Here is an 11,989-nt window from a genome sequence, read left to right as displayed (position 1 = left end):
ACCATAGCGATTTGGACCCACCTGATTCCATGCCGAACTCAGAAGTGAAACGAATTAGCGCCGATGGTAGTGTGGGGTTTCCCCATGTGAGAGTAGGACATCGCCAGGCTTTAAATTTAGACTCAAGAGTCTAACCAGTGCGGAGCGGTAGTTCAGTTGGTTAGAATACCGGCCTGTCACGCCGGGGGTCGCGGGTTCGAGTCCCGTCCGCTCCGCCACTTATTTAAAAACCCAGTCTTCGGACTGGGTTTTGTCGTTTTAGAAGCCCGCTGCTAACGCAACGGGCTTCTTGCGTTTTAGGGGAAGTGGAACGGACTACGTCCTCAGGAACGTTTCACTCGAGACGCGAGAACGGCTTCGCTCTGCGAGAGGTGAGTGTTGGCTGATAGATCAGATGGTTTACAATGAACTGAATTACCGGCTCCCAAAAGAGCTGATCATACAAGTCTACAATCTCTATAGCTTCGGTCATTCCATAGAGTGACGGAGGAGTGAGGATGACAGTAATAAAAAGGATAGTGACACTCTAGGTATCCACCCTTCTATCGCTTTCCAGTTCTCCGTAGGACGGAGTCCCTTCCCGCATCCTAAACAAAAAAGGCCAGCAACTGCTGACCTTCTATCACTTTGATACTTGCTTGTTAAAGAATAATATCTCTGACTTCAGGATCTTTACGCTCTAGGTAGTGAGTCGATTTTATACGGCGAATAGTTCGGCATCGACCACGGATTAACAGGGTTTCCGTAGTTGCGATATTGCCTTGACGAGAGATACCTTCAAGTAGGTCACCTTTGGTAATGCCAGTTGCAGAGAAGACGACATTATCGCTGCGCGCCATATCTTCCATTTTTAGTACGACATTCGCCTTGACGCCCATCTCTTCACAGCGCTTAAGCTCTGCAGCGCCATAGATACGGTTTTCTTCGCTATCTCCTTTCACTTCGTGACGAGGGAGCAATTGACCGTGCATATCGCCATCTAGCGCACGGATTACTGCTGCTGAAACCACACCTTCTGGGGCACCGCCAATACAGTACATTACATCCACTTCGCTATCTGGCATGCAAGTAAGGATAGACGCTGCTACATCACCGTCTGGCACTGCAAAAACGCGTACGCCCATTGCCTGCATTTCTGCGATAACAGCATCATGGCGAGGCTTTGCAAGGGTAATGACCACAAGTGTATCTAGAGTCTTGTTAAGCGCTTGCGCGATATTCTCTAGGTTTTCCTTTAACGGTTTGTTGAGATCAATACAGCCCTTTGCCCCAGGACCTACAACTAACTTCTCCATGTACATATCCGGCGCTTTAAGGAAACTGCCTTTTTCACCTGCGGCAAGCACAGCTAGAGCATTAGATTGCCCCATTGCAGTCATGCGAGTGCCTTCAATTGGATCGACCGCGATATCTACTTCGTCTCCACCGATGCCGACATTTTCGCCGATATATAGCATTGGTGCATCATCAATCTCGCCCTCGCCGATTACGATCTCTCCGCTGATCTCAGTTTTATTAAGTAAGCTACGCATCACTTCAACGGCAGCACCGTCAGCAGCGTTCTTATCGCCGCGGCCAAGCCATTTGTAACCTGCTAGAGCTGCCCCCTCGGTAACTCGAGAAAATGACATTGCTAAATCGCGTTTCATGAAGACTCCAAAGTAGTAGGAAAGAGAGAAAAACAAAAACGGGCGGATCTTATCACATCATAAAGGAAACGTTTGCTTTTTTGCTCAAACAGCCATTGAACTGGATCAATCTAACGGGTTAAATTATTAAATAGATGCCGCTTGCTTGAGAGATGTAAAGCTATTGTCAATTTGCGCTGTTTTTTTAATCGAATGGCAAAAAAACTACAATATAGGGCGTGTTTATCCGCTCTCGGCTGAGTAGAATGGTTACAAATGGTTTTGGAACATAGGTGACCAAAACCTTGTCCGAATAATAGATAGGTAGGCTAAGATGTCTTTTGAAGTATTAGAACAACTAGAAGCAAAAATCCAAACTGCAGTAGATACAATTGCTCTTCTACAAATGGAAGTTGAAGAACTAAAAGAAGAGAAAGAGCAACTGGCGACAGAAGCAAGTGAATTGCGTAACAATCGTGAAGAGCTAGAGCAGAAAGCTCAACAGATGCAGCAAGAGCATTCTGCTTGGCAAGAGCGCATCCGTAACCTGCTAGGCAAGATGGATGAAGTAGAGTAATTGCTACTTATATTTGATAAGGCTGAACTAAGGTTCAGCCTTTTCGCTTTTTAATGGAAGTGAATGTTAAGCTTTAGGGCGAACGCCTAAGGTGTGGCATAGAGCGTAGGTCATTTCAGCACGGTTTAGGGTATAGAAATGGAAATCCTTAACGCCTTCACGACTAAGTGTACGTACCATATCGATAGCTTGACTGGCTCCCACTAGTTGCCGAGTCGTTGGGTCATCATCAAGTCCCTCAAATTGTTTTGCCATCCAGCCTGGAACTTTTACGTTGTTTTGCGCCGCAAAGCGCGATGCTTGCTTGAAGTTTGAAACTGGTAAAATTCCCGGCACGATCTCGACATCAATTCCCGCAGCGACACAACGATCACGAAAACGTAGGTAACTCTCAACATCAAAAAAGAACTGGGTAATTGCGCGGTTGGCTCCTGCATCGACCTTGCGTTTTAGGTTAAGCAGATCAGCTTGAGCACTTTTGGCTTCAGGGTGAACTTCTGGGAAAGCTGCGACTGAAATATCGAAATTATGGCGCTCTTTTAGCAAGGTTACGAGATCAGACGCGTACATATCGGGTTTACCGCCACCTGGTGGGATGTCTCCACGCAGTGCTACGATGCTTTGGATACCATTTGCCCAGTAGTCGTCGGCTATTTGAATAAGCTCTTCACGAGAGGCATCAATACAAGTTAGATGGGGTGCCGCAACTAGACCTGTTTGATCTTTTATCTCTTTGATAATTGAATGCGTTCTATCACGTTCACCCGAGTTTGCACCATAGGTTACAGAGACAAATTTCGGTTGCAGAGTTTTAAGGCGATGCACCGAGTTCCAAAGTGTTTCTTCCATCTTTTCACTGCTCGGTGGAAAAAATTCAAATGACACATTGATATTGTCAGACAGCTCGGCGATATTCTGATTTAAGGCGTCGATATGACTCGCATGTGTGTATCCCATCTTACTCTCCCTGTGGCCACCTTGTGCCGATAAAGCTCTAAATTTTTAACCGACGTTTAGACGTCTATATGTCTACAGAATGTAATGAATACGATTTAATGTCAATAATGTGATTATGAATATTTTTCAACTTAATCATGAGATGGTTTCAAGTTTAGTTGAAGTTAGTTCATATAGGTGGATAAGGTAGTGAAAAGGGCGCAGAGAATGGAGCGCCCTTATTGATTACAGTAAGCTTGAAAGTAAGTTTAAATCAGATTGAATCGCGCCAGCGGTGACGTCTCGGCCTGCACCTGGCCCTCTGATTACTAGCGGGTTGTCTTTGTACCACTTACTCTCGATGGCAAATATATTGTCACACGGCAAGAGGTTGGCGAGAGCGTGCTCTTTACTCAACGCTTCAACCCCCACGGTTGCAGAGCCGTTTTTCTCTAAACGAGCCACATAACGAAGCACCTTGTCTTCGCGTTGTGCTTTTTCAAGGCGCTCTGCAAGAAGTTCGCTAAGTAGCGTACTCCTATCTAAAAACTCATCTAGGGATAGCTTAGAGAGCTCTAGAGGTACTAGGCTTTCTACCTTTACAGCTTCCGGTTCAAGTGCTAGGCCAGATTCACGGGCTAAGATTACCAATTTTCGCATAACGTCTGAACCGTCTAAGTCACTGCGAGGGTCGGGTTCCGTTAAACCTTGTTGCCACGCTAGGTCTACCAGTTCTGCGAAAGGAACGCTGCCATCGTATTGTTGAAATAGCCACGAGAGGGTGCCTGAGAAAATACCTGATAACGCGATAATGTCATCGCCGCTTTCACGTAGGTCTCGAACCGTGTGGTTAATTGGCAGCCCTGCTCCAACTGTTGCGTTGTAAAGCCAGTGACGATTGATCTTGGCGAAGGCGTCTTGAACCTGATGATAGTATTGGCTAGAGGCTGAACCCGCGACTTTATTGGCCGAGATAAGGTGCATGCCCTGTTCTGCAATTTCTATGTAACGCTGGGCCAAGGTTTGACTCGCAGTGACATCCAAAACAACAAGATCATCATAACCTTGGATGGCACCGAGCTTTTCAATCCAGTCGCTTCCTTCATGGCTAATCGCTTCGTCGTCGAAATGAGCGCCGACTTGGCTTGCATCTATTCCTTTAGGGTCGAACCAATAAGTTTGGCTATCTATTACGGCCACTAACTCAAAGTTCATACCATGACGCTTTTCGAGTTCAGTTTTTTGTTCGGTGAACAGTTCCAACCAGCTTGAACCGATATTGCCTTTACCACACAAGGCAATCGCAACACGTTTCTGGGCTTGAAACAATTGGCTATGAATGGCTTTTACTAAGGGCTTTGTATCGGTTGTTCGTAAAACGGCAACTAAGCTAAGTCCAGACAATGACTCGGAAATAAATTCGACAGGTGAAGACTTCAATTGTTGGTAAAAGCCGTAGCAGTGGTTGGCATTTTTGGTCACGCCAGCCCCGACTGCAGCTACCATTGAGTACCCTTCTCTAAGCTTTATTTCCGCTTCAATTGCCGCATCTTGCAGATACTCTAGAGCACCACCGACAATTTCATTTGTGTAAGCTAGGCGGAGACATTGTTGATCGGGTTGAGACTCATAGGCAAGGGGCACAAGTTGTGCTCGCTTGAGGCTTGCAAGTACTTCACTTTCAACTCGCTGGAAGTCATGACCAGAGGTGAAATATAATTGAATTAGCAGTACTTCATCGAGTGAGGAGATAATTTTTGCACCACGACCAGACGCGAGAACACGCTCAATGCGTGTTGAACCAGATTCAGGCTGGTAGCTACAGCGTAGGTGTAAGTCCATAGCGCTCTGAGCAACGGGCTGTAGCGTTCGGCTATGAAGCACTGGTGCAGCAAGCCTTGCAAGTTCACTGGCTTCATCTAAACGTAACAACGGTAATAAGCAGGCATCAGAGACTAATCTTGGGTCTGCACTGTATACGCCTGCTACATCGCTCCAAATTGTCACACGGTATGCTTCTGCAAGAGCACCAATAACGGTTGCCGAATAGTCTGAACCATTACGACCTAAGAGAACCGTATGCCCGTGGTCATCTTGAGCCATGAAACCAGTAATCACGACTCTGTGCTGGGCATGCTGGACTAAGACTTCTTTAATCAGTGGGTAAGAAGCTCCAAAGTCGACTTCAGGTTGAGTGCCTGCTTCTGCACGCAGGAATGCACGTGCATCTTGGGTGACAGCAGGTAAAGCATGTTGATTGAGCAGAGCAGCCAATAAGCGTGACGACCAAACCTCGCCATGACCTAAAATAGCAGCTTTTTCAGCATTATTAAGTGGGTAAGTAAGTTCGCCTAAAGTGCTGAATTCATCGTTTAAGGTTGCAAGTAACTGCTCTTTTTCCTCGCTTTCAATGAGCGCCTCAATCAGCTCGGTTTGAAATTGACGCAATGCTTGAAGCTCTTCATGGGCGATTCGTCCATCTTTGCTAAGTGCTTCAATAAAGGTGATCAGACGGTTGGTGGTTTTGCCTGCTGCTGAAACCACGATCAGATCTTCGGCTTGGGAGTATTCTTTTAAGATACCGACTACACGACGATAGCATTCAGGGTCAGCAAGGCTACTTCCACCAAATTTATGTAGTTGACGCTGAGTAGACATTAGAAGGCTTCCTTAGCTTTCGAAAAAGCTTGTTCAAGGTCAGCAATTAAGTCATCGACATCTTCAAGCCCGACAGATAGGCGCAGCAATTGCTGTGAGACACCTGCTTCGGCAAGTGCTTCTTCGCCCATCGCCCTGTGTGTCATGGAAGCTGGATGACAGATTAGGCTTTCAACTCCGCCGAGAGATTCGGCAAGAGAAAAAAGTTCTAGCTCACCAACAAAGAATTTAAGCTGTTCAAAGCTGCCTGCAAACTCAAAACTTAGCATTGAACCAAAGCCTGACTGTTGTTTCTTGGCGATCTCATGACCTGGGTGCTCCGGCAAGCTCGGATGATAGATACGACCGACTAACTCTTGCGTCTGTAAGAAGCTTAAAATTTGACTAGAGCTTTCTTCATGCACCTTCATACGTGCACCCAGAGTACGGATGCCGCGTAGTGTCATGTAACTATCAAACGGTGTCCCCGTCGCACCGATACAGTTTCCCCACCAAGCGAGCTTTTCTGCATGTTCTTCGGTTTTAGTAATGATGACCCCACCGATAACATCTGAGTGACCATTGATGTACTTGGTTGTTGAGTGAACAACGAAATCAGCGCCGAGATCTAAAGGCTTTTGGAACACCGGTGTCAAAAAGGTGTTGTCGACAGCGACCAGAGCTCCCACTTGTTTTGCATTTTCACATACGTTGGCAATGTCGACTACGCGTACTAGCGGGTTAGATGGCGTTTCTAGCAGGATAAGTTTTGGCTTTTTGGCAATGGCAGCATTCAACGCTTGCTCATCTGATTGATCGACAAACTCAACTTTAAAGTCACCTTTATTAGCACGAGTATTAAATAGGCGATAGGTGCCACCATAGCAGTCGTGAGGAGCGACGATTAAGTCATCTGGGCCTAAGAAGGCTGATACCCATAGGTTCAAAGCCGAAGTGCCACAGTTAGTCACTACGGCACCTTTGCCGGATTCTAGTTCAAACAGCGCTGTTTCTAGCAGCCCACGGTTTGGGTTACCTGAACGCGTGTAATCATATTTAGGAACATCCCCAAACGCAGGAAAGCCATAATTAGTCGAGAGGTAAATCGGTGGAACAACAGCGTGATGCTGAGTGTCAGATTCGATACCAGTACGTACCGCGATTGTGGCTGGTTTGCGGGTGCTCATAAGTGTTTCCTTTCGAACTTTAGTGACTTCTATTTGGGAATACGCTATACCTTTATCGTGTTAGATATATGTTATTCCTATCCCATACCTTTCCACTTTACTTGTCATTTTTGTGGCCGTCAACACTTCTAGACGTCTATATGTCTTTGCTTGTGGCTATAAATACCGCTAAAATTGGGGATTCTATTTTCAACCATAAAAAATAACGAAAGGTGCGCAATGGCAGATTGGAATGGCGAATACATTAGCCCATATGCTGAGCATGGAAAGAAAAGCGAACAAGTAAAAAAGATTACAGTTTCTATTCCATTGAAAGTATTAAAGGTTTTGACTGATGAGCGTACACGTCGTCAGATTAATAACCTGCGCCACGCAACAAACAGTGAGCTATTGTGTGAAGCTTTTTTGCATGCATATACCGGGCAGCCACTGCCGACCGACGAAGATTTACGTAAAGACCGCCCGGACGATCTTCCTGCTGAAGTGAAAAAACTGATGACAGAGATGGGCATTGAGTTCGAATCTTTCGACGAATAATTAGAATAATCGCACCAAATTTTCGCACGCTGACGAAATTGAAATTCAAAAAAACCGCTGTTAAGACAGCGGTTTTTTCATCATTGGTCACACTACTCAGCCATATAGTTTTCTGGCATCTCAATGCGAGCGACACCTGAATCAACAGCTGCTTGAGCTACGGCTTTAGCAACGCGTGGCAGCAGGCGTGGGTCCATTGGTTTTGGAATGATGTAACCAGGACCAAATGACAGCGCATCAACTCCAGCAGCCGACAGCACTTCTGTTGGCACTTTTTCCTTTGCTAGCAGACGAATAGCGTCTACGGCTGCAAGTTTCATTTCATCGTTAATTTCACTTGCGCGCACGTCTAGCGCACCACGGAAGATGAATGGGAAACATAGCACGTTGTTAACCTGGTTAGGGTAATCACTACGACCAGTACCCATGATCAGATCGCTGCGTACTTCGTGAGCGAGTTCAGGTTTGATCTCTGGATCTGGGTTTGAGCAAGCAAATACAACCGGTTTGTCTGCCATTAGACCTAGTGCTTCTGGGGAGAGTAAGTTGGGACCTGATACACCAAGGAATAGGTCTGCACCATCAATCACGTCTTCTAATGTGCGTTTGTCGGTATTGTTGGCAAATAGCTGCTTGTATTCATTTAGGTCGTCACGACGAGTGTGGATTACCCCTTTACGGTCAAGCATGTAGATTTTCTCACGCATAGCACCGCATTTTATCAGTAGCTCCATACACGCTACTGCTGCTGCCCCCGCACCAAGACACACAATGGTGGCGTCTTCTAACTTCTTTCCTTGAAGTTCAATAGCATTGAGCATACCCGCTGCGGTAACAATCGCCGTACCGTGTTGGTCATCATGGAATACTGGAACGTCACAACGTTCAATTAGCTGCTTTTCAATTTCGAAACAGTCTGGTGCTTTGATGTCTTCTAAGTTAATGCCACCAAAAGTATCGGCGATATTAGCAACAGTATCGACAAATTCTTCTATAGTACGGTGTTTTACTTCAATGTCGATTGAGTCTAAACCAGCGAAGCGTTTGAAAAGTAGAGATTTACCTTCCATTACAGGTTTAGAAGCTAGAGGACCTAAGTTGCCAAGACCAAGAATCGCCGTACCGTTTGAAATAACCGCAACCATGTTGCCTTTTGACGTGTACTTGTAGACGTTGTCAGCATTTTGTGCGATTTCACGTACTGGTTCTGCAACACCAGGGCTATAAGCAAGAGCAAGGTCTTTGGCTGTTTCTGCTGGTGTTGTCAGCGCAACTTCAATTTTACCCGGAGTCGGGTAAGCATGGTAGTCCAATGCTTGCTGACGAAATTGTTCTTCAGGGGATACTTCTTGGCGATTGTCGTCTGACATAGGTGTAGGTACTCATTAATAATTATATGGAAAGGGGGAATCCATTCTAGAGTAACTAAGTCAAGCTGCCTAGGTCGGAATGCGAGCCAAAGCAATAAAAAGTAGTAAATGACTGGAGATAAGACCAGATGAACAGAGATATGGCTAGCGAATATCAAAATTAATAATAGATTACTCTGCAAAATGGCGATTGCTTGAGTGACAGGTAACAAAAAAGGACGCCTGGGCGTCCTTTTTAGATTCGGCTAAGAAGAAATTACTTCTTGCTTGATAGAGCACCGAAACGCTTGTTGAAGCGATCAACACGGCCGCCTGTATCAACGATACGTTGCTTACCAGTGTAGAATGGGTGACATTTGTCACATACGTCTAGGTGGATAGACTCTTTAGCTAGAGTTGAGTTGAACTCAAAAGAGTTACCGCAAGAACAAGTCGCTTTTACTGCTTTGTATTCTGGGTGGATACCAGCTTTCATGGGAGAACCTCTAAATATAGGCCGTGTCGCTATCCGATTCTAAGCCGGACACCACACGTAGTTAATAAAAAACCTTTTTGGATACCGCTGCTCTAGAGCCAGCCATATCACTAAGGCGCGATATAGTAATGAATAGCTGACTTAGGATCAACCAATTTAGGTCTGGAATTGCTACTTTTTTAGCCTAAGTTATTCTTGAGGCTAAAATCGCCTTCTCTTTCCACTGCTAGGCTTTTCCCTTAGACTAGCCTACGTAACCTTTCACTGAGCTGTATAGCCTATTATGCGACCAACAATTGCGCGCGTGGCGCTGCCTGTGCCACTTGATAAACAGTTTGACTATCAGATTCCTAGCCACTTATTTCCTATTGTTGGTGGGCGAGTATCTGTGCCTTTCGGGCGTCAAACCTTAGTTGGCGTAGTGACTGCTTTAGTCAATGAGTCTGAGTTTAGCCTTGATAAACTCAAGCCAATTAAGCAAGTGCTTGATAGTCAGCCTGTTTGGCCAGAAAAACTATACTCGCTACTGTTTTGGTGCAGTCAGTTTTACCAGTACCCACTTGGGGATACCTTGTTTAATGCCATGCCAAGTGCGCTGCGCAAAGGTAAAACGGCTGATTTTGCCGCACTGGTGGAGTGGCAGTTGACTACAAATGGCCGCAATCAACTGATGCAAGGATTTGGGCGAGCGGTTAAGCAAGCTAAAGTGATGCATATGCTTGAGCCAGGCTCAATGCCACATCAACGTTTTGTCGATGAGGAGGTCAGTTCCTCGGTCTTAAAGACACTGGTGGAAAAAGGTTGGATAGAATCAATAGAAAACAAGCCAGTGATTCGGGAGTGGAAACATAACGTTGAAGCTGATGTTGAGAAGCCCAAACTAAATTCAGAGCAGGCGATTGCGATTGCGACGGTCAACAGCAGTGAAGGGTTTGGGTGCTATCTCCTCGAAGGAGTAACAGGTTCAGGCAAAACTGAGGTGTACCTCAACCTAATTAAGCCAGTGCTTGAACAAGGTAAACAAGCTTTGGTACTTGTGCCAGAAATTGGTCTAACGCCGCAAACCATCAATCGATTTAGAAAGCGCTTTAATGTCCCAGTTGAGGTAGTACATTCAGGCCTAAACGATACTGAGCGGCTTAACGCTTGGCTGAGCGCGCGTGACAATGCGGCTGGTATTGTCATTGGTACTCGTTCTGCACTGCTCACGCCTTTTGCCAATTTAGGCATTATTATTGTTGATGAAGAACATGATGCTTCGTATAAGCAGCAAGATAGTCTGCGCTACCATGCGCGAGATGTTGCTGTTATGCGAGCTAATAAAGAACAGATCCCAATTGTACTTGGCTCAGCCACGCCAGCTTTAGAAACTCTGCACAATGCTTTAAGTGGTAAATACCATCATCTAGTGCTTTCTTCTCGAGCGGGAGCGGCGACGCCAACGACCAACAAAGTCCTCGATGTTAAAGGGCTATACCTAGAAAGTGGTCTTTCCGCCCCACTGATTGCTGAAATGCGACGCCATTTAAAGGCAGGCAACCAAGTAATGCTGTTTTTAAACCGACGCGGATTTTCCCCTGCTTTGATGTGCCACGAATGTGGCTGGATTGCTGAATGTCAACGCTGTGATGCTTACTATACCTATCACCAGAATAGCAATGAAATTCGCTGTCACCACTGTGGTTCACAACAGCCGATCGTTCATCAATGTATGGGTTGTGGTTCGACCCACTTAGTCACGGTCGGAGTTGGGACAGAACAGCTCGAAAAGCAACTCGCAGAGTTATTTCCAGAATATAAAACCATTCGTATTGATCGCGACAGCACTCGTCGTAAAGGCAGTCTAGAGAGCGCACTAGGAGCGATTCGTAATGGTGAGTACCAGATATTGATTGGTACCCAGATGCTAGCAAAGGGTCATCACTTTCCAGACGTAACGCTGGTGGCGCTGCTGGACATCGATGGTTCACTCTACAGTAGTGACTTCCGCGCCTCTGAACGCTTAGCTCAGCTATTTATTCAGGTTGCAGGCCGAGCAGGGCGAGCAAGTAAGCCGGGTGAGGTTGTTTTGCAGACCCACCACCCTGAGCATAGCCTTTTACAAGCTCTTCTTACTAAGAGTTACCGCCACTTTGCAGAAACGGCCTTACAAGAGCGTAAGCTAGCCCAGTTACCGCCTTATTCGTTTCTGACTTTGTTTAAAGCGGAAGCCAATCAATCACAACTCGTCGAGGAGTTCTTGCGCCAAGTCCGCCATACTCTTGAAGCCCATCCGTTGTTTGATGACTATTGCCAAGTGCTTGGGCCAACTCCTGCACCGCTAGCAAAACGTGCGGGGAAATACCGTTGGCAATTGCTGCTGCAAACACAGAGTCGTCCTGTTATGCAAAAACTACTTGCTAGTGCTAAGCCTGCTATTCAAATGTTGCCGAATGCGAAGAAAGTGCGTTGGAGCTTAGATATTGAGCCACAAGATCTGAGCTAGCGAGTTAAAGAGTGAACCTCATTTCGTATGAGTAATTGCGGTAGTTAGCTATTGAGATTATTCACATTCACACCTTTTTCATTTATTTGTGATTCAGATCTCTTATTAACTGCCCATTTTGTTAAATCTCCCGTAACTTTGTGTTTTGAAATGAATA

The 11,989-nt window shown here is 45.9% G+C and carries 9 protein-coding genes, 1 tRNA gene and 1 rRNA gene; 5 read left to right on the top strand and 6 right to left on the bottom strand.

Annotated elements, in window-relative coordinates:
• Positions 1-109, top strand: a 5S ribosomal RNA gene (rrf, locus tag APB76_RS13380); the annotation flags it as partial.
• Between the two features lie 32 nt (positions 110-141).
• Positions 142-218 (top strand) — tRNA-Asp (locus APB76_RS13375).
• A gap of 423 nt (positions 219-641) precedes the next feature.
• Here the strand turns inward: APB76_RS13375 and glpX are convergent.
• Positions 642-1,649, bottom strand: coding sequence for a class II fructose-bisphosphatase (glpX, locus tag APB76_RS13370; RefSeq protein ID WP_054963432.1), 1,008 nt, complete (start codon positions 1,647-1,649; stop codon positions 642-644).
• 313 nt (positions 1,650-1,962) lie between these two features.
• Between glpX and zapB the strand changes: the two genes are divergently transcribed.
• Positions 1,963-2,205 carry a cell division protein ZapB gene (gene zapB, locus APB76_RS13365; RefSeq protein WP_049842968.1) on the top strand — a complete coding sequence of 81 codons (243 nt, stop codon included), beginning with the start codon at positions 1,963-1,965 and terminating at the stop codon, positions 2,203-2,205.
• 66 nt (positions 2,206-2,271) lie between these two features.
• Here zapB and metF read toward each other — a convergent pair whose 3' ends face one another.
• From metF to APB76_RS13350, 3 genes are all read right to left on the bottom strand, one after another.
• The gene (metF, locus tag APB76_RS13360; RefSeq protein WP_049842969.1) at positions 2,272-3,162 is read right to left on the bottom strand and encodes a methylenetetrahydrofolate reductase; all 891 of its coding nucleotides are present in this window, start codon (positions 3,160-3,162) and stop codon (positions 2,272-2,274) included.
• A 225-nt stretch (positions 3,163-3,387) separates the two neighbouring features.
• The gene (locus tag APB76_RS13355; RefSeq protein WP_054963433.1) at positions 3,388-5,799 is read right to left on the bottom strand and encodes a bifunctional aspartate kinase/homoserine dehydrogenase II; all 2,412 of its coding nucleotides are present in this window, start codon (positions 5,797-5,799) and stop codon (positions 3,388-3,390) included.
• On the bottom strand, positions 5,799-6,965 hold the full coding sequence (locus APB76_RS13350; RefSeq protein ID WP_054963434.1) for an O-succinylhomoserine (thiol)-lyase: 1,167 nt from the start codon (positions 6,963-6,965) through the stop codon (positions 5,799-5,801). Before APB76_RS13350 ends, APB76_RS13355 begins: the two co-directional genes overlap by 1 nt.
• Positions 6,966-7,184: 219 nt before the next feature.
• Between APB76_RS13350 and metJ the strand changes: the two genes are divergently transcribed.
• Complete coding sequence (gene metJ / locus APB76_RS13345) at positions 7,185-7,502, top strand: met regulon transcriptional regulator MetJ (protein WP_004743257.1); 318 nt, start codon at positions 7,185-7,187, stop codon at positions 7,500-7,502.
• A gap of 92 nt (positions 7,503-7,594) precedes the next feature.
• Here the strand turns inward: metJ and APB76_RS13340 are convergent, their stop codons facing one another.
• Both APB76_RS13340 and rpmE read right to left on the bottom strand, forming a co-directional pair.
• Positions 7,595-8,872, bottom strand: coding sequence for a malic enzyme-like NAD(P)-binding protein (locus APB76_RS13340; protein ID WP_054963435.1), 1,278 nt, complete (start codon positions 8,870-8,872; stop codon positions 7,595-7,597).
• 256 nt (positions 8,873-9,128) lie between these two features.
• A complete protein-coding gene (rpmE, locus tag APB76_RS13335) occupies positions 9,129-9,347 on the bottom strand; it encodes a 50S ribosomal protein L31 (protein ID WP_004743259.1) in 219 nt (72 codons plus the stop codon).
• Positions 9,348-9,630: 283 nt separating this feature from the next.
• Between rpmE and priA the strand changes: the two genes are divergently transcribed.
• The gene (priA, locus tag APB76_RS13330; RefSeq protein ID WP_054963436.1) at positions 9,631-11,832 is read left to right on the top strand and encodes a primosomal protein N'; all 2,202 of its coding nucleotides are present in this window, start codon (positions 9,631-9,633) and stop codon (positions 11,830-11,832) included.
• Positions 11,833-11,989 lie beyond the last annotated feature (157 nt).

Origin of the sequence: Vibrio bivalvicida (assembly GCF_001399455.2) — a bacterium.
GTDB lineage: Bacteria > Pseudomonadota > Gammaproteobacteria > Enterobacterales > Vibrionaceae > Vibrio > Vibrio bivalvicida.
The sequence above is the reverse complement of the archived record's forward strand: the minus strand, read 5'-3'. Positions and strand labels throughout refer to the sequence as shown.

Bases quoted from the DNA above. Each gene is read 5' to 3' on its own strand.
- glpX (WP_054963432.1), bottom strand. From the start codon at position 1,649: ATGAAACGCGATTTAGCAATGTCATTTTCTCGAGTTACCGAGGGGGCA.
- zapB (WP_049842968.1), top strand. From the start codon at position 1,963: ATGTCTTTTGAAGTATTAGAACAACTAGAAGCAAAAATCCAAACTGCA.
- metF (WP_049842969.1), bottom strand. From the start codon at position 3,162: ATGGGATACACACATGCGAGTCATATCGACGCCTTAAATCAGAATATC.
- APB76_RS13355 (WP_054963433.1), bottom strand. From the start codon at position 5,799: ATGTCTACTCAGCGTCAACTACATAAATTTGGTGGAAGTAGCCTTGCT.
- APB76_RS13350 (WP_054963434.1), bottom strand. From the start codon at position 6,965: ATGAGCACCCGCAAACCAGCCACAATCGCGGTACGTACTGGTATCGAA.
- metJ (WP_004743257.1), top strand. From the start codon at position 7,185: ATGGCAGATTGGAATGGCGAATACATTAGCCCATATGCTGAGCATGGA.
- APB76_RS13340 (WP_054963435.1), bottom strand. From the start codon at position 8,872: ATGTCAGACGACAATCGCCAAGAAGTATCCCCTGAAGAACAATTTCGT.
- rpmE (WP_004743259.1), bottom strand. From the start codon at position 9,347: ATGAAAGCTGGTATCCACCCAGAATACAAAGCAGTAAAAGCGACTTGT.
- priA (WP_054963436.1), top strand. From the start codon at position 9,631: ATGCGACCAACAATTGCGCGCGTGGCGCTGCCTGTGCCACTTGATAAA.